The sequence below is a fragment of the Streptomyces sp. NPDC093085 genome (assembly GCF_040683935.1).
In the GTDB taxonomy this organism is placed as follows: Bacteria; Actinomycetota; Actinomycetes; order Streptomycetales; family Streptomycetaceae; genus Streptomyces.
This window is the reverse complement of sequence record NZ_JBFBFB010000013.1, coordinates 1-16,985: the sequence shown is the minus strand read 5'-3', so window position 1 is coordinate 16,985 and position 16,985 is coordinate 1. Positions and strand designations below refer to the sequence as shown.

The window sequence follows — 16,985 nt, the reverse complement described above, 5'->3', positions numbered from 1 at the left end:
CGCCTCCGCGACCAGGGCACCCCGTACCCGTACACCTGTCTCCGTACCGGCTCCGGCCCTCAGGTCGTCGTCCGCCGCCTGCGGCTCCCCGGACGCCGCTCGCTCGGGCGGGTGACCGTTTCGCCGGCCTCCTTGGCGGCCTCCCGGCGCTGCGTGCCGAAGTTCGCCAGCGCCTCCGCGAGCTTGTGCACCGAGGGCTCGGGGGCGAGGACGTCGACGCGCAGGCCGTGCTCCTCCGCCGTCTTCGCCGTGGCGGGGCCGATACAGGCGATCACCGTCACGTTGTGCGGCTTGCCCGCGATCCCGACCAGGTTGCGGACCGTGGAGGACGAGGTGAAGAGCACCGCGTCGAAGCCGCCGCCCTTGATCGCCTCCCTCGTCTCGGCGGGCGGCGGCGAGGCGCGCACGGTGCGGTACGCCGTGACGTCGTCGACCTCCCAGCCCAGCTCGATCAGGCCCGCGACCAGGGTCTCGGTGGCGATGTCGGCGCGCGGCAGGAAGACCCGGTCGATCGGGTCGAAGACCGGGTCGTACGGCGGCCAGTCCTCCAGCAGCCCGGCGGCGGACTGCTCGCCGGAGGGGACGAGGTCGGGCTTGACGCCGAAGTCGACCAGGGCCGCGGCGGTCTGCTCGCCCACCGCGGCCACCTTGATCCCGGCGAAGGCCCGCGCGTCGAGCCCGTACTCCTCGAACTTCTCGCGGACCGCCTTGACCGCGTTGACCGAGGTGAACGCGATCCACTCGTACCGGCCGGTGACCAGGCCCTTGACGGCGCGCTCCATCTGCTGGGGCGTGCGCGGCGGCTCGACCGCGATGGTCGGCACCTCGTGCGGGACCGCGCCGTACGACCTGAGCTGGTCGGAGAGCGAGGCGGCCTGCTCCTTGGTGCGCGGCACGAGGACCTTCCAGCCGAAGAGCGGCTTGGACTCGAACCACGCGAGCTGGTCGCGCTGGGCCGGCGCGCTGCGCTCGCCGACCACGGCTATGACCGGACGGTGTCCCTCCGGGGAGGGCAGCGCCTTGGTCTGCTTGAGGATCTGGGCGATCGTCCCCAGCGTGGCGTTCCAGGTGCGCTGGCGGGTGGTGGTGCCGGCGACGGTGACGGTCATCGGGGTGTCCGGCTTGCGGCCGGCCGCGACCAGCTCGCCCGCGGCGGCGGCGACGGTCTCCAGGGTGGCGGAGACGACGACGGTGCCGTCGCTGGCGCCCAGCTCGGTCCAGCAGCGCTCGCCGGCGGTCCGCGCGTCGACCATGCGGACGTCGGTGCCGTGGGCGTCGCGCAGCGGCACCCCGGCGTACGCCGGCACACCGACCGCGGCGGCGACGCCGGGGACGACCTCGAAGGGGATGCCGGCGGCGGCGCAGGCGAGCATCTCGGCGCCCGCGTCGGCGTCGAGCCCCGGGTCGCCCGTGACCGCACGGACCACCCGCCTGCCGCCCCGCGCGGCCTCCATGACAAGATTGGCCGCATCCCGGATCGCGGGAATCCCGGCGGCTGCTGACACATCGTCAACGACCGTCAGCGCGGGGGTGTGCACACCCGCCCTCGCATGGCCGCGTACGACGTCGAGCACCTCGGGCTCGGCGATCAGTACGTCGGCTCCCGCGAGCGCCTCGACGGCGCGGAGTGTCAGCAGACCCGGATCTCCGGGTCCGGCACCTAGGAAGGTGACGTGCCCCGATGCGGAGCAGGCCGGAAGGTCAGAGGTGGTGGGGCTCACTGTGCTCGCTCCCCCATAAGACCGGCCGCACCCTTGGCGAGCATCCGCGACGCGAGTTCGCGCCCGAGCGCGAGGGCGTCGTCGAGCGACGTGGGTACGGGACCGGTGATGGACTGCTGCACCAGCGTCGAGCCGTCGGCCGTGCCGACGACGCCGCGCAGGCGCATTTCGTTGACAACCTGTCCGTCGGCCAGCAGGTCGGCCAGCGCGCCCACAGGGGCGTCGCAGCCGGCCTCCAGGGCGGCGAGCAGGGAGCGCTCGGCGGTCACGGCGAACCGGGTGTACGGGTCGTCGAGTCCGGCGAGCGCGGCGGCGAGCTCCACGTTGACCGTGGCGCACTCCACTGCGAGGGCCCCCTGGCCGGGGGCCGGCAGAACGGTGTCGAGCGGGAGGAGGTCGGTGATCTCCTCGCTCCTGCCGACGCGGTGGAGTCCGGCGGCGGCGAGCACGACGGCGTCGAGCTCCCCGCTCCGGACGTAGCCGATCCGGGTGTCTATGTTGCCGCGGATGGGCACGGTCCTTATGGCCAGGCCGTGTTCGCGGGCGTACGCGTTGAGCTGGGCGGCGCGGCGCGGCGACCCGGTGCCGACGCGGGCCGCGTCGGGCAGCCCCTTGAAGACCAGCCCGTCGCGGGCGATCAGCGCGTCCCTGGGGTCCTCGCGGCGCGGTACGGCGGCGAGGGTCAGCCCGTCGGCGGGCGCGGTCGGCAGGTCCTTGAGCGAGTGCACGGCGAAGTCGACCTCGCCGCGCAGCAGCGCCTCGCGGAGCGCGGTGGCGAAGACACCGGTGCCGCCGATCTCGGTGAGCTGGGCGCGCGAGGTGTCGCCGTACGTGGTGATCTCGACCAGTTCGACGGGGCGCCCGGTGAGCCGGCGCACCTCCTCGGCGACCAGCCCGGACTGCGCCATCGCGAGGGCGCTCCGCCGCGTCCCCAGCCGCAGGGGCGGGCCGGCCGCCGGGGCCGGGCCGACGCCCGGATCCCGGTCGGGACGCAGTGGCTTCTGCGGCGGTGAGGCCGTCCGCGGCCCCCGTGCCTTCTCGGTCATACTCGCCCTCTGCCTACACCGTCGGTGTCATTCAGGTCGGCCCGGCTGACGGCGGCGACCGTCTGCGGGTCGAGGTCGAAGAGTTCGCGGAGCGCGTCCGCGTATCCGGCGCCGCCGGGCTCACCGGCGAGCTGCTTGACCCGCACGGTGGGCGCGTGCAGGAGTTTGTCGACGACGCGGCGCACGGTATTGGTGACCTCGGCACGCTGCCGGTCGTCGAGGTCGGGGACCCTGCTGTCCAGGCGGGCGACCTCGGTGGCGACCACGTCGGCGGCCATGGCGCGCAGGGCGACCACGGTCGGGGTGATGGTGGCGGCGCGCTGGGCGGCGCCGAAGGCGGCGACCTCGTCGGAAACGATGGTGCGGACCTGGTCGACGTCGGCGGCCATGGGCGCGTCGGCGGAGGCCTCGGCGAGCGTCTCGATGTCGACCAGCCGGACACCGTCGAGGCCGTGGACGGCGGCGTCGATGTCGCGGGGCATGGCGAGGTCGAGAAGGGCGAGCGGCACCGGGCAGGTACGGGCGGCGAGCGCGTCCCGTACGGCCCCGGCGGTGAGGACGAGGCCGGTGGCTCCGGTACAGGAGACCGCTATGTCCGTACGGGCCAGCTCGGCGGGGACCGCGCCCATCTCGACGGCGCGGGCGGTGAAGCCGGTGCCGGGCCGCTCCTGCCCCGGCTGATTCAAGATGTGCACGAGGCGGTCGGCGCGGCCCGTGGTGCGGTTGGCGACGACGACCTCGGCGACCCCGGCGCGGGCGAGGGTGGCGGCGGCCAGCGAGGACATCGAGCCCGCGCCGATGACCAGGGCGCGCTTGCCCCGGGCCCAGGCGGCCGGGTCGGCCCCGGCGGCGAGCTGTTCGAGGCCGAAGGTGACGAGGGACTGGCCCGCCCGGTCGATCCCGGTCTCGCTGTGGGCCCGCTTGCCGACCCGCAGGGCCTGCTGGAAGAGGTCGTTGAGGAGCCGCCCGGCGGTGTGCAGCTCCTGGCCGAGGGCGAGGGTGTCCTTGATCTGGCCGAGGATCTGGCCCTCGCCGACGACCATCGAGTCGAGGCCGCAGGCCACCGAGAAGAGGTGGTGGACGGCGCGGTCCTCGTAGTGGACGTAGAGGTGGGGGGTGAGCTCCTCCAGGCCGACACCGCTGTGCTGGGCGAGGAGGGTGGAGAGCTCGGCGACCCCGGCGTGGAACTTGTCGACATCGGCGTAGAGCTCGATGCGGTTGCAGGTGGCCAGCACGGTGGCCTCGGCGGCGGGCTCCGCGGCGAGGGTGTCCTGAAGGAGCTTGACCTGCGCGTCCGGGGAGAGCGACGCCTTTTCGAGGACGCTCACCGGGGCGCTGCGGTGGCTCACTCCGACGACCAGGAGACTCATGCCGGCATCACCGCGGGGACGTCCCCGTCGGGTCCCTTCCGGCCGGAGGTTCCGTTGACCGCGCCGTCGGCGCCGCCCGGCGCGTCCGGCGCGCCGTCGGCGGCCGGTCCCGCCGAGGTGGTCTCGGCGACTCCGGCGGTGGAGGCGCGCTCGGCGGGCGCCATCGCGGCGAGGGCGGCCTCGGCGGCGGCGCCCTCCCCGGCCTTGCGCTGCTCGTGGAAGGCGAGGATCTGGAGTTCGATGGAGAGGTCGACCTTGCGGACGTCGACGCCCTCGGGCACGGAGAGCACGGTGGGCGCGAAGTTGAGGATCGAGGTGACCCCGGCGGCGACCAGGCGGTCGCAGACCTGCTGGGCCGCGCCGGCGGGTGTCGCGATGACCCCGATCGACACCCCGTTGTCGCTGATGATCGTCTCCAGCTCGTCCGTGTGCTGGACGGGGATGCCGGCGACGGGCTTGCCCGCCATCGCGGGGTCGGCGTCGATCAGCGCGGCGACCCGGAAGCCACGGGAGGCGAACCCGCCGTAGTTGGCGAGCGCGGCCCCGAGGTTGCCTATCCCGACGATGACGACCGGCCAGTCCTGGGTCAGCCCGAGCTCGCGCGAGATCTGGTAGACGAGGTACTCGACGTCGTACCCGACACCGCGGGTGCCGTAGGAGCCGAGGTACGAGAAGTCCTTGCGCAGCTTCGCGGAGTTGACCCCGGCGGCGGTGGCCAGCTCCTCGGAGGAGACCGTGGGCACGGAGCGCTCGGAGAGAGCGGTCAGCGCCCGCAGATACAGCGGAAGCCGGGCGACGGTGGCCTCGGGGATTCCTCGGCTACGGGTCGCCGGTCGGTGAGTTCGGCCAGTTGCCACGGTGCTCCATCGGGATGAGCTGGGCTGGCGGCCGTATGTCCCAGGACCGCCCCGTCGAATGCAGGCTATGTCTTTGTGAACGCGTGCACAAAGATTGTGTCCGAATTGTCCCAGCAAAGTGATCGGGGTCACGCGTCCTGATCCGGCCATCCCGGAACCGGGGACCGGTTCAGCCCGTTGCACACACGAAGGGGGCAAAACCGCACACACTCCTCACGAAAACACCCCCGCGGCCCGCTCTCCACGCCCCCTCCGGCACCGGTCCCGCACCGGATCCCACCCCGGCGCGCATCAGCCCCACCGCACGCCCCGGCCGCACCCGGGGCACCTGTCGGAACGACGGAGCGGATCGCGCGAGGAAGTACGGGGGAGACCCCCAACAGATCCATACACGCCCGCGCACATCCGCACGGCGCCGGGAACACGGCCGGATCACGCCCCGTACGCGCACATGTCACGCACGGACAAGCCCGATGATCACCGGAGAGAAGCCTGCAAAGCGCCCACGATGGTAGCCGTCTTCGGCTCACGCTCCCAGTTCGCGCCGGAGCCGCTTGGGGTCGACCCGCCAGAACGTGTGCTGCTCACCGTCGATCAGGACCACCGGGATCTGCTCCCAGTACGCCTGGTGCAGCGCCACGTCCCGCGATATGTCTTTCTCCTCCCAGGAAGCACCGGTCTCGGCGCACACGGCCGCCACGACCTCGCGGGCGTCGTCGCAGAGATGGCAGCCGGGTTTCGAGACAAGTGTCACCACCCGGTCCTCCGGCTTCTTCTTCGGCTTGCGTCTCAACAAAGGACTCATGGCCTCATTCTCCGTCCCCGCGCCACCACGACCGCTCAGGTGTCCACAACGAGCCTCTGTTGGCATGATCACCGCATTAACACACCGGTCGCCGAGCGTTCATCCGCCGTCGTCCCCGCGCGTGCCGGACGGCCCGGCGCAATGACTATGCTCACGCTATGGCCGCACTGGGATGGCTCACCCCCCGCAAGCGCTCCGCCACCGCGAGGAGCGTCCTGGCAGGCGAGGCCGCCGCCGAGGCGGGGCTCAAGTCCACACAGGAATCACAGAGCGAAGAAGCCGCCTCGGACCTGACCGACGACACGCCGGATTTCCCCGTCCACGGGGACGTCCGCGCCGCCGCCTTCTTCGATCTCGACAACACCGTGATGCAGGGCGCCGCGATCTTCCACCTCGGGCGCGGCCTCTACAAGAGGAAGTTCTTCCACCGCCGGGACCTCGTGCGCTTCGCCTGGCAGCAGACCTGGTTCCGGCTGGCCGGCGTCGAGGACCCCGGCCATATGCAGGACGCCCGCGAGAGCGCGCTCTCCATCGTCAAGGGCCACCGCGTCTCCGAGCTGATGTCCATCGGGGAAGAGGTATACGACGAGTACATGGCCGACCGCATCTGGCCCGGCACCCGCGCCCTCGCCCAGGCCCACCTCGACGCCGGCCAGCAGGTCTGGCTGGTCACCGCGGCGCCCGTGGAGACGGCCACGATCATCGCCCGCCGCCTCGGCCTGACCGGCGCCCTCGGCACCGTCGCCGAGTCCGTCGACGGCGTCTACACCGGGCGGCTCGTCGGCGAGCCCCTGCACGGCCCCGCCAAGGCCGAGGCGGTACGGGCGCTCGCCGCCGCCGAGAACTTCGACCTGGAGCGGTGCGCCGCGTACAGCGACTCGCACAACGACATCCCGATGCTCTCGCTGGTCGGACACCCGTACGCGATCAACCCGGACGCCAAGCTCCGCAAGCACGCGCGCAAGCTCGACTGGCGGCTGCGCGACTACCGCACCGGCCGCAAGGCGGCCAAGGTCGGCATCCCCGCGGCGGCCGGCGTCGGCGCCCTCGCGGGCGGCACCGCAGCCGCCGTCGCCCTGCACCGCCGCAGCAAGCGCTGACCCCGGGGCGGCCCACAGGGCACTCCCCCGGACATCACACAGAGCGACGAAACGCCTGGCACGACAGACGGCCCCGTGGGAACACCCACGGGGCCGTCCGCACATCCGCACGCCCTCCGCATGCCGTCACTCAGCCACAACCCATCACGAGAGCAAGCAGATCTTGACGCAATCTGATCAATAAATGGTCACCATGTGCTACTAGATCCGCCTCCGACACGGCACGGAAGCGACGTAATCGATGATTTGAGCAACTGGGTGTAGCGCTGCCTGTACGAAGCGTTATTCTCCTCAGACGCATACCGGACCCCACTCGCCGACACGGCGTGTGCACGGTCCCGCACTGCACGTGATGGAAGCTCTGCCTCTGGGAGTCCCGTGTACCCACACGTCGGGGTTGACGCCTCGGGCCTGGCTACGCTGCGCGCAACGGTCATCGACCACTTGCGCGGCTTCGTCCCCACCGCGTACGCCGTCCCCACCCTCGCCGCACCGGCCCCTGCCGCCAGCGGCCCGATCGGACCTGTTTACGCCCTGGCGAGCGGCGGTGCGGCCGTCGGCAGACGGGGCGCCCGCAGCGGCTCCGCCACCACCTCGACCCCCGCCCGCCGGCCCAGCGCCGACAGCGACAGCGCCCGCATGATGGAGCTGGTCGAACGCGCCCAGGCCGGCGAGGCCGAGGCCTTCGGCCGGCTGTACGACCAGTACAGCGACACCGTCTACCGCTACATCTACTACCGCGTGGGCGGAAAGGCGACCGCCGAGGATCTCACCAGCGAGACGTTTCTGCGCGCCCTGCGCCGTATCTCCACCTTCACCTGGCAGGGCCGCGACTTCGGCGCCTGGCTGGTCACGATCGCCAGGAACCTGGTCGCGGACCACTTCAAGTCGAGCCGCTTCCGGCTCGAAGTGACCACCGGCGAAATGCTCGACGCCAACGAGGTCGAACGCAGCCCGGAAGAATCGGTCCTGGAGTCCCTCTCCAACGCGGCGCTGCTGGAGGCCGTACGGAAACTCAACCCCCAGCAGCAGGAGTGCGTCACCCTGCGCTTCCTCCAGGGCCTCTCGGTCGCCGAGACCGCCCGGGTCATGGGCAAGAACGAAGGAGCGATCAAAACCTTGCAGTACCGAGCGGTCCGCACCCTGGCCCGGCTGCTCCCCGAAGACGCCCGCTGATCACACCCGGCGCCCTCCCGTCCCCCTCGGCTCCGCCCTCCCGTACCGTCCCCGTACGCGGCCACTCCTCACGGCCTCAACCCGCCGACGCGCATCACGGACCCAACTCACCCACGGTGACCCGGTGATGACACCCTGCTGAAGCACTGGTCGGATCATCCTCCGTCCGTAACCCAAGTGCCGCGCCGCTCGTTGTGCGGGTGATGACGAGAGGAGGTGCCGCCAGTGATCGCGAACGTTTCGGCACACCGGCGGGCGAACGCCTTCGCCCAGGCCCTGGCAGACCGGACGCTCCAGGGCTCGGCGGAACAGCCCGCCGATCCGGCCGAACCGGCCGAACAGGGGCGGCTGTTGGCCCTGGCGAGTGGTCTCGGCGAACTGCCGACCCCCACGCTGGATCCCGAGGTCAAAGTGGTGCAGCGGGCGACGCTCGTGGCCGCCATGGAGGCCATGCTGCTGGAGGGCACGGCCGCCGGGGAGGGGAAGCCGGCCCCCGCGGTGCCCGAGCAGCGCAGGTCCGGGCGCGGCGCCCACCGCGCCTCCCGGCTCCGCAAGCTGCGCCCGAGATCCCGCTGGTCCAAGGGGCTCGCGGCCGGCGGGCTCACCGTGGGCGTGGCGGCGGGCGCCTTCGGCGGAGTGGCCGCCGCCAGCTCCGACGCGCTGCCCGGCGACTCGCTGTACGGGCTGAAGCGCGGCATGGAGGACATCAAGCTCAACCTCGCGGGCGACGAGTCGGCCCGGGGCGAGCTCTACCTCGACCACGCCTCGACCCGCCTCAACGAGGCCCGCCGGCTGATGGAGCGGGGCCGCTCCGGCCATCTGGACCACGAGTCCCTCGCCGAGATCCGGCGCGCCCTCGGCGGCATGCGGCACGACGCGGCCGAGGGCCACCGGCTCCTCCACGAGGCGTACGAACGGGACGGCTCGCTCGGCCCGATGGCCACCCTCTCCTCGTTCTCCGCCTCACACCGCGAGACCTGGAACGGCGTCCGCGACCGGCTGCCCGTCCAGCTCACGGACGTCGGCGACCAGGTGAGTTCGGTCTTCGACGCCATAGACCAAGAGGTCGCCCCGCTCAAGTCGCTCCTGCCCCCGGGCCCGGAGAAGCACCAGAACACCACCCACCCCGGCGTCACCCGCTCCCACCCGGGCGGCGGCCCGGGCACGGCGCAGGACCACTCGGCCCCGGCCACCCCGCACGAGAGCGGCGGTACGGGTCCCGGCGCCTCCCGGGGCGACGACAAGCCCTCCCCGTCCGCCCCCGGTTCGGCCCCCGCGCCCGCCGAGGGGCTGCTCGGCGGCGGTACGGGCGGCCTCCTCGACCCGCCGTCGAACAGCGCCACCCCGTCCCCGTCCGAGAACAAGGACAGCACCGACCGCCCGGGACCGGACGTCACCATCCCGCCCCTCCTGCCCGACCTGCTCCCGGGCCTCGGCATCAAGGCGGAGGACGCGGGCTGAGCGGGCGCGGGCCTTCGGGCGCGCAGGGCCGCGTAAGGCCGCATAGGGCCGTGTGAGGGCGGGCGGGCCGTGGAGGGCCCGCCCGCCCTCTCTCGTACCTCTCGTACCGCCCCCGCCCCAGGGACGGTCAGCGGAAGACCGTCAGAAGAAGACCGACCTGCGCCGCACCAGCAGCTTGTACAGCGTGTGCTGGATCTGCTCGCGCACCTGGTCCGTCAGGTTGAACATCAGCATCGGGTCCTCCGCCGCCTCCGGCGGATACCCGTCCGTCGGGATCGGCTCCCCGAACTGGATCGTCCACTTTGTCGGCAGCGGCACCGCCCCCAGCGGCCCCAGCCACGGGAAGGTCGGCGTCAGCGGGAAGTACGGGAGCCCCAGCAGCCGCGCCAGCGTCCGCGCGTTGCCGAGCATCGGATAGATCTCCTCGGCGCCCACGATCGAGCACGGCACGATCGGCACCCCGGCCCGCAGCGCCGTCGACACGAACCCGCCCCGCCCGAAGCGCTGGAGCTTGTACCGGTCGGCGAACGGCTTCCCGATGCCCTTGAACCCCTCCGGCATCACCCCGACGACCTCGCCGCCCCGCAGCAGCCGCTCCGCGTCCTCCGCGCACGCCAGCGTGTGCCCGGCCTTCCTGGCCAGTTCGTTGACGACCGGCAGGACGAAGACGAGGTCCGCGGCGAGCAGCCGCAGATGCCGCCCCGCCGGATGGTTGTCGTGGACGGCGACCTGCATCATCAGCCCGTCCAGCGGCAGCGTGCCCGAGTGGTTGGCCACCACCAGCGCCCCGCCCTCCGACGGGATGTTCTCGATGCCCTTCACCTCGACACGGAAGTACTTTTCGTACAGCGGCCGGATCAGTGACATCAGGACCTGGTCGGTCAGCTCCTTGTCGTAGCCGAACTCGTCGACCTCGTACTCCCCGGTGACCCGGCGCCGCAGAAACGCCAGCCCGCCCGCGAGCCGCCGCTCCCACTCGGCCCGCTCCCCCTCCTCCGGGCCCGCCGCCCCGGGCCCGGAGGCCCCGCCCCGTACGCCCTCCTCGGCCGTCCGGGGCGTCTCCGGCACCGCGGCCTCCCTCGGCTCCGGTACGGGCGTCAGCGGCCCCTTGGCGCGCTTGGCGGCCCGGCCGCCGCGCCGGGGCCGGGGCTCCTCTCCGAAGGGGATGACCTTGGCATCAGCCATGTCCGGGGCGCTCCTTGCTGACGAGGGTGGAGAGTCGGTCGACGGCCAGGCCCGCCGTCTCCGGCGGCAGCAGCCCGGCCTCCCTGCTCCGCGCGAAGTCCGCGAAGGCCTCCGCCGTGGTGTACGACGGTTCGAACCCCAGTGTCTCGCGCATCTGGTCGGTGCTGACGACCCGGCCGTGGGTCAGCAGCCGGATCTGCTCGGGCGAGAAATCCGTCACCCCGACCGTGCGCAGCGCCGTCCCCACCCAGTTGACGGCGGGCAGCGGTACGGGGACGGTGGGCCGCCCGAGCCGCCGCGAGCACTGCGAAAGGGTGAGCACCCCGTCCCCGGCCACGTTGAAGGTGCCGCTGTTGAGGGTCCCGCGCCGGGGGGTGTCCGACGCGATCCGCAGGACGTCGAGGACATCGTCCTCGTGGACGAACTGGAGGCGCGGGTCGTACCCGAAGACGGTCGGCAGGACCGGCAGGGAGAGGTACTCGGCGAGCGGGGAGTCGGCGGTGGGGCCCAGGATGTTCGCGAAGCGCAGCACGCAGACGGCCACATCGGGCCGGCGGCGCGCGAAGCCCCGTACGTACCCCTCGACCTCCACGGCGTCCTTCGCGAAGCCGCCGCTCGGCAGCGACTTGGGCGGGGTGGTCTCCAGGAAGACCGCGGGGTCACGGGGGGCCGAGCCGTAGACGCTCGTACTGGACTTCACCACCAGCCGCCGTACAGCCGGCGATTTCTGACAAGCGCCGAGGAGCTGCATCGTCCCGATGACGTTGGTCTCCTTGACGGTGGGCCGGCCGCCCGCGCCCAGTGGTGTCCCCGTCACGGCGAGATGGACGACGGTGTCGACCGCGTGCTCGGCCAGCACCCGGGCGATGGCGGGCCGGCGGATGTCCGCGCGGACGAATTCCGCGTCGCCCAGGGGGTGCGGGGGCTCCACCGCGTCCACGGCGATCACCCGGTCCACCCCGGACTCCCGTTGCACACGCCGGACGAAACGGCCGCCGAGCCGGCGGGCCGCTCCGGTCACGAGCACGACCTTGCCCAAGATCAGCGCCTTCCCCTGGATCCGCCCAGGTCCCGGGGTCTCCCCCTGGGCCTGCCCCGTCCCGGCCTGCCATGGCCGGACCTGCCACGTCACGGTAGCGGGTCGCCGTACGGATGTGACGACCCCGGGAACGTCATGCGCCACTTTGGCCGACAAAGGTGACCGGCGGGTGCCCCGGAAAACAACCGTGGCCCTTTCACCAGGTGCGGTGAAAGGGCCACGAATGCGCGTTACTAACGTGCGCCTCGCGCGTACAGCTGTCGCACTTACTTCTTGTTGCGACGCTGAACGCGGGTGCGCTTGAGCAGCTTGCGGTGCTTCTTCTTGGCCATCCGCTTGCGCCGCTTCTTGATAACAGAGCCCACGACTACCCTCGCTCACTTCTCTTCACTCGGTGCGGGGCGTCTGGGCCCACACGACCTACGTCGGCCTAGCCTACCCGCCGCCGAGTGAGGGACGTAATCCGAGGGAAAGACCAGTACCTCTCGCTCCCGGCGACGCCCGTCCTCCGGCACTCCGGAACACTCTTGGAGGACGGAACGCCGCCGGTCACGGGCTTACGCGGACTCGACCCCCACAAAGGACTCGCGGAGGTACTCGTGAACCGCTTGCTCCGGAACCCGGAAGGACCTGCCCACCCGGATCGCCGGCAGATGACCGCTGTGCACCAAGCGGTACACGGTCATCTTCGACACTCGCATCACCGCGGCGACCTCCGCCACGGTAAGGAACTTGACCTCGTTGAGAGGCCTCTCGGCAGCAGCCATGATCCACCTGTACCTTCCGCACCCGACGGCCACCGGCTTCCCCTCCGGTAACTCTTCGTCGTTGTGCGCTCACATCCCAGAGTAGGGGCGGGTGATGCGAGTGGGGAAGAGGAGCAGCCTCCGGCCGCCTACTGTGACAGACACGCCCGATTGAGTACATAGCGAGTCAGCGGGAGGTAGTAATCCGACCGCGCGGCATCGTCGACCGGTACGGCCACCGACACCCGTCCCTCCGCCTCGCCGACGAAGAGCGCGGGGTCGTCCGTGTCCCCCACCCCGATGGCCTCGATACCGAGTTGACCTGCGCCGCAGACCCATCCGTGATCCCCGACGACCAGTCCGGGAAGCGCTTGCCCGGCCTCCGCGAGAGCCTCCAGAACGGCCCGGACCGGGAGCGGGGAATGGGTGTGCGCGCCGGTCGCACGACCCGCGCATCGCGCGCCGGGCTCCCGCACCAGCGCGACGCCCCGTACGTAGTCGAGGTTGTACGTGCGTACGCCGAACCGGGTCGTTATGTCGATACATCGCCCCTGCGCCGGGGTGAGGACGAGACATCCCGCCGCCGACAAAGCGTCTGCCAACTCCGCGTAGAAGCCGAGCAGCCGGTGCGGATGCCCGGTCCCCAGCAACACCGGGACACGGCGCGCGGCGGCCTCACGGACACGTTCGGCGAAGGCGTCGAGCGCCGCGAGGGTCAGCTCCGGATCGATGACATCGGGCCCCGCCACATGACCGGAATCGCTCGACACCCCGCACTTGTCGGCCATGAGACGGAGCAGGTCCCGCTCGTCCCATGCCCATTCGGGATCGATTCCGATCGTCACCCGAGGATCGCGCGCGGCGAAGAGCCGATAGCTGCGCAGGCTCTCCTCCCGCGATGTCGCGACAGGGCCGGCCAGCCTGGCCGCCAGAAGATGCGCCCGCAGGGCACCGGTACTCAACACCCCACCGATGGTGCCGCCTTGCCCCCGGCACCGGGCCGGAACCCGGGAGAGACCGCACGGTTGGCGTAACGACCGCTACGCGGAGCCCCTGACGCCCCACCCGCGCCTCCTGCCCCGTACCCCCGCGGTCCCGCCAACCAGCGGCCGTCAACCGGCAATCGGCACCCCGGCACCCCAGCACCCGCGACCGCCCTACGCCAGCAGCCCCCGCAGCGGGAACACCGCCCGCCGCGTCGCCAGCACCGCCTGGTCCAGCCGGTCCGCCGGGTCGTACCCGGCGTCCCACCCCCGCCAGACCGGCGACCGCCCGTCCGTCATCCGCCCGGGACCCCGCTGCCGGGTCCGCGCGTACGCCTCGTGCCGCCAGGAATCCGGCAGCTCCGCCAGCGGGTCGACCGGCGCGTGCCCCGCGATCCCCACCAGATGCGTCCAGGACCTCGGCACCACGTCGACCACCGCGTACCCGCCCCCGCCGAGCGCCAGCCACCGCCCGCCCTCCGCGTACTCGTGCGCCAGCTCGTGGCAGGCCTCCTGCACCGCCCGCTGCGCGTCCAGCGAGACCGCGAGATGGGCGAGCGGGTCCTCGAAGTGCGTGTCCGCGCCGTGCTGCGTCACCAGCACCTGCGGCCGGAACTCCGCCAGCAGCTCGGGCACCACCGCGTGGAACGCCCGCAGCCACCCCTCGTCCCCGGTCCCGGCCGGCAGCGCCACATTGACCGCACCGCCCTCACCCGCCCCGGCGCCGGTCTCCTCGGGCCGCCCGGTCCCCGGGAAGAGCGTCCGGGGGTCCTCGTGGAGCGATACGGTCAGCACCCTCGGGTCCGTCCAGAACGCGGCCTGGACCCCGTCCCCGTGGTGCACGTCGACATCCACGTAAGCGACCCGCTCGGCGCCCAGCTCCAGGAGCCGCGCGATCGCGAGCGCCGCGTCGTTGTAGACACAGAACCCGGCCGCGGCCCCCGGCATCGCGTGGTGCAGCCCGCCCGCGAAGTTCACCGCGTGCGCGCACTCCCCGCGCCACAGCGCCTCCGCCGCGCCCACCGACTGCCCGGCGATCAGCGCCGACGCCTCGTGCATCCCGGGGAACGCCGGGTCGTCCGCCGTCCCCAGCCCGTACGCCGCCTCGGCGGCCCGGGGTTCGGCCGAGGCCCGCCGTACCGCCTCCACATAGTCCTGCCGGTGGACGAGCCGCAGCGTCGAGTCCCCGGCGGCCGGCGCCGCGACGACGTCCACCGCCTTCTCCAGCCCGAAGGCCCGCACCATCCCCAGCGTCAGGGAGAGCCGCACCGGGTCCATCGGGTGGCCGGGCCCGAAGTCGTACGCCGTGACCGCGTCATCCCACATCAACCGCGCGCGCCCGCTCATGCCCGCCACCGTACCGGTCCCCCTCCGTACCGAACGACCGGGCGTACACCAGCGTCACCAGCACCATGACCATCGGCACGAGCATGGCGCCCCGATAACTCCAGACGTCCCCCAGAACCCCCACCAGCGGCGACCCGACGAGAAACCCCACATAGTTGAAGACATTGAGCCGCGCGACCGCCGCGTCGCTCGCCCCCGGGAAGAGCCGCCCGGCCGCCGCGAAGGTCTGCGGCACGATCACACAGAGCCCCAGCCCCAGCAGCGTGAACCCGAGCACCCCCACCCACGCCCCCGGCGCCACCGCCACCACCCCGAACCCGGCCCCCGCCACCACCGCCCCGCACCGCACGACGGCCACGGACCCGAACCGCCGCACCCCGAGATCCCCGACAGCCCGCCCCAGCAGGGTGGTGACCATATAGGCGTTGTACGGAACGGTCGCCAGCTCCTCCGAGCCGCCCAGCACGTCCTGGAGATACTTGGCGCTCCAGTTGGAGACGGTGGAGTCCCCGATGTACGCGAAGCACATGACCAGGCAGAGCGGCAGCAACACCCGGAACGCCACCCCGGAGCCGGCCACGGCACCGGACGCGGAACCGGACGCGCCCTCCTCGCCCTGATCCGCCGGGGACTTGGCATCCGCATACCACCAGGACCCGACGAACGCGGCCGGCAGCAGCACCACGACGACCGGCAGATACGACAGGAACAGCGGCACCTGCCAGTGCGCCCCCGCCCAGGCCAGCGAGGCCCCGGCGATCCCGCCGAGACTGAAGGCGGCATGGAAGCCGAGCATGATGCTGCGCCCGTACGCTCGCTGGAGGCTGACCCCGAGCATGTTCATGGACGCGTCCAACGCCCCCACGGCCAGCCCGAACGCCCCCAGAGCCACGCCGAGCTGCCCCATGGCGTCCCCGCCCCCGACCCCGAGCAGCGCGAGCATGACAACAGGCTGCGCCCACCGCAGCACCAGCCCCGGCCGTACCCGCGTGACCAGCCGCTCCGTGGCGACACTCCCGACCCCGGCGAGCACGGGAACGGCGGCCAGGAAGAGCGGCAGGAGGGCATCGGACACCCCGTACCGCCCCTGGATGGCGGGGATACGCGTCACCAGGAGAGCGAAACTCACCCCCTGGACGAAGAAGCTGAGCGCCAGGGAGACCCGTCCGTGCCGCATCCGCGCGTCTGTCATGGCCGGACAGCGTAGAACGCTCACCTACCCATGGGTAGATGGATCACCCCACGGATTAGCCGAGTTCGGCTTCCCCGGGCGCGGATTCCCCGAGCAGCGCGAGGAGTTCGTCCATCGTGGCGAAGTACCCGGTGGCCCCGGCGAGCTTGGCGGCCGGGGTCATGGCGGTGAACGCGAAGACATCCATCCCGGCGGCCACAGCGGCCTGAACCCCGAGCGGACTGTCCTCGACCACCACGCACCGCTCCGGGGCGACCCCCATCCGCGCGGCGGCATGCAGAAACAGATCGGGCGCCGGCTTCCCCCGCCCGACATCCTGAGCACTGAACACGACGTTGGCCACCCCGTCTCCCCCGCTCTCCCCGCCCTCGCTGCTCTCGCGGTGCGGGAAGAGCCGGTCGAGCCCGGTCTTCCGGTGCCCGACGCGGATGCGCTCATGGCTCCCGGAGGAGGCGAGGCAGTACGGCACCCCGTCGGCGGCCAGCTTCTCGACCACGTCGACCACCCCGTCGACGGGCGTCAACTCCCGCTCGAAGGCGGCGAAGATCCGGGAGTGCAGCACCTCGTCGAACTCGTCGGGCAGCCGCTGCCCGGTCCGCTCCGCGACGAGGTCGTGGACGCGGTGCAGCGCGGCCCCCATGAAGTCCCGCACGCACTCCTCGTACGTGGCGGGGTGGCCCAGCTCGGTGAGGTAGCCGGCCAGGATCGTGTTGGAGAGCCGCTCGCTGTCCACGAGGACACCGTCGTTGTCGAAGATCACCAGTTCGTAGCGCATACCACCGAGCCTAAACGGCTCTGGAACGCAGAAATGCCCCGTATCAACAGTCGAAACCATTGATACGGGGCATTCCCGCATTCAAAAATTGTTCGGCGGCGTCCTACTCTCCCACAGGGTCCCCCCTGCAGTACCATCGGCGCTGTAAGGCTTAGCTTCCGGGTTCGGAATGTAACCGGGCG

At 72.0% G+C, this 16,985-nt stretch carries 16 protein-coding genes and 1 rRNA gene; 3 read left to right on the top strand and 14 right to left on the bottom strand.

The window, feature by feature from the left end:
• Positions 1-59: 59 nt before the first annotated feature.
• The 5 genes from AB0O07_RS28155 to AB0O07_RS28135 form a co-directional block, all read right to left on the bottom strand.
• Entirely contained in the window at positions 60-1,721 is a 1,662-nt protein-coding gene (locus tag AB0O07_RS28155) for a uroporphyrinogen-III synthase (RefSeq protein ID WP_365638314.1), read from the bottom strand.
• On the bottom strand, positions 1,718-2,767 hold the full coding sequence (gene hemC, locus AB0O07_RS28150; protein ID WP_365638312.1) for a hydroxymethylbilane synthase: 1,050 nt from the start codon (positions 2,765-2,767) through the stop codon (positions 1,718-1,720). The genes AB0O07_RS28155 and hemC overlap by 4 nt, the downstream gene beginning before the upstream one ends.
• Positions 2,764-4,137: a glutamyl-tRNA reductase gene (locus AB0O07_RS28145; protein ID WP_365638309.1), complete on the bottom strand. Its 1,374-nt coding sequence runs from the start codon at positions 4,135-4,137 to the stop codon at positions 2,764-2,766. The genes hemC and AB0O07_RS28145 overlap by 4 nt, the downstream gene beginning before the upstream one ends.
• Complete coding sequence (locus AB0O07_RS28140) at positions 4,134-4,994, bottom strand: redox-sensing transcriptional repressor Rex (RefSeq protein ID WP_365638306.1); 861 nt, start codon at positions 4,992-4,994, stop codon at positions 4,134-4,136. Before AB0O07_RS28140 ends, AB0O07_RS28145 begins: the two co-directional genes overlap by 4 nt.
• A 526-nt stretch (positions 4,995-5,520) precedes the next feature.
• Positions 5,521-5,799, bottom strand: coding sequence for a glutaredoxin family protein (locus AB0O07_RS28135; protein WP_365638305.1), 279 nt, complete (start codon positions 5,797-5,799; stop codon positions 5,521-5,523).
• Between the two features lie 158 nt (positions 5,800-5,957).
• Between AB0O07_RS28135 and AB0O07_RS28130 the strand changes: the two genes are divergently transcribed.
• The 3 genes from AB0O07_RS28130 (at position 5,958) to AB0O07_RS28120 (ending at position 9,536) form a co-directional block, all read left to right on the top strand.
• The gene (locus tag AB0O07_RS28130) at positions 5,958-6,899 is read left to right on the top strand and encodes an HAD-IB family hydrolase (protein ID WP_365638303.1); all 942 of its coding nucleotides are present in this window, start codon (positions 5,958-5,960) and stop codon (positions 6,897-6,899) included.
• A 378-nt stretch (positions 6,900-7,277) separates the two neighbouring features.
• A complete protein-coding gene (locus tag AB0O07_RS28125; protein WP_365638301.1) occupies positions 7,278-8,075 on the top strand; it encodes an ECF subfamily RNA polymerase sigma factor, BldN family in 798 nt (265 codons plus the stop codon).
• Between the two features lie 225 nt (positions 8,076-8,300).
• On the top strand, positions 8,301-9,536 hold the full coding sequence (locus AB0O07_RS28120; RefSeq protein WP_365638300.1) for a DUF5667 domain-containing protein: 1,236 nt from the start codon (positions 8,301-8,303) through the stop codon (positions 9,534-9,536).
• Positions 9,537-9,677: 141 nt separating this feature from the next.
• Here the strand turns inward: AB0O07_RS28120 and AB0O07_RS28115 are convergent, their stop codons facing one another.
• The 9 genes from AB0O07_RS28115 to rrf form a co-directional block, all read right to left on the bottom strand.
• A complete protein-coding gene (locus AB0O07_RS28115) occupies positions 9,678-10,721 on the bottom strand; it encodes a lysophospholipid acyltransferase family protein (protein WP_365638298.1) in 1,044 nt (347 codons plus the stop codon).
• Positions 10,714-11,760, bottom strand: coding sequence for an NAD-dependent epimerase/dehydratase family protein (locus AB0O07_RS28110; protein WP_365638720.1), 1,047 nt, complete (start codon positions 11,758-11,760; stop codon positions 10,714-10,716). Before AB0O07_RS28110 ends, AB0O07_RS28115 begins: the two co-directional genes overlap by 8 nt.
• Positions 11,761-12,026: 266 nt before the next feature.
• Positions 12,027-12,125, bottom strand: a complete 99-nt coding sequence (locus AB0O07_RS28105; RefSeq protein WP_003948845.1) for an AURKAIP1/COX24 domain-containing protein — start codon at positions 12,123-12,125, stop codon at positions 12,027-12,029.
• A gap of 192 nt (positions 12,126-12,317) precedes the next feature.
• Positions 12,318-12,530, bottom strand: coding sequence for a helix-turn-helix domain-containing protein (locus AB0O07_RS28100; RefSeq protein WP_365638717.1), 213 nt, complete (start codon positions 12,528-12,530; stop codon positions 12,318-12,320).
• A 125-nt stretch (positions 12,531-12,655) separates the two neighbouring features.
• Complete coding sequence (locus AB0O07_RS28095; protein WP_365638296.1) at positions 12,656-13,471, bottom strand: phosphatase; 816 nt, start codon at positions 13,469-13,471, stop codon at positions 12,656-12,658.
• A 192-nt stretch (positions 13,472-13,663) separates the two neighbouring features.
• Positions 13,664-14,836 carry an acetoin utilization protein AcuC gene (locus AB0O07_RS28090; protein ID WP_365638293.1) on the bottom strand — a complete coding sequence of 391 codons (1,173 nt, stop codon included), beginning with the start codon at positions 14,834-14,836 and terminating at the stop codon, positions 13,664-13,666.
• Complete coding sequence (locus tag AB0O07_RS28085; protein ID WP_365638291.1) at positions 14,805-16,028, bottom strand: MFS transporter; 1,224 nt, start codon at positions 16,026-16,028, stop codon at positions 14,805-14,807. Before AB0O07_RS28085 ends, AB0O07_RS28090 begins: the two co-directional genes overlap by 32 nt.
• A 55-nt stretch (positions 16,029-16,083) precedes the next feature.
• Entirely contained in the window at positions 16,084-16,803 is a 720-nt protein-coding gene (locus AB0O07_RS28080; protein ID WP_365638290.1) for an HAD family hydrolase, read from the bottom strand.
• 90 nt (positions 16,804-16,893) lie between these two features.
• Positions 16,894-16,985, bottom strand: a 5S ribosomal RNA gene (gene rrf / locus AB0O07_RS28075); the annotation flags it as partial.

Excerpts from the sequence above, each read along its gene's own strand:
- hemC (WP_365638312.1), bottom strand. The coding sequence starts at position 2,767 with ATGACCGAGAAGGCACGGGGGCCGCGGACGGCCTCACCGCCGCAGAAG.
- AB0O07_RS28145 (WP_365638309.1), bottom strand. The coding sequence starts at position 4,137 with ATGAGTCTCCTGGTCGTCGGAGTGAGCCACCGCAGCGCCCCGGTGAGC.
- AB0O07_RS28135 (WP_365638305.1), bottom strand. The coding sequence starts at position 5,799 with ATGAGTCCTTTGTTGAGACGCAAGCCGAAGAAGAAGCCGGAGGACCGG.
- AB0O07_RS28130 (WP_365638303.1), top strand. The coding sequence starts at position 5,958 with ATGGCCGCACTGGGATGGCTCACCCCCCGCAAGCGCTCCGCCACCGCG.
- AB0O07_RS28115 (WP_365638298.1), bottom strand. The coding sequence starts at position 10,721 with ATGGCTGATGCCAAGGTCATCCCCTTCGGAGAGGAGCCCCGGCCCCGG.
- AB0O07_RS28090 (WP_365638293.1), bottom strand. The coding sequence starts at position 14,836 with ATGAGCGGGCGCGCGCGGTTGATGTGGGATGACGCGGTCACGGCGTAC.
- AB0O07_RS28085 (WP_365638291.1), bottom strand. The coding sequence starts at position 16,028 with ATGACAGACGCGCGGATGCGGCACGGACGGGTCTCCCTGGCGCTCAGC.
- AB0O07_RS28080 (WP_365638290.1), bottom strand. The coding sequence starts at position 16,803 with ATGCGCTACGAACTGGTGATCTTCGACAACGACGGTGTCCTCGTGGAC.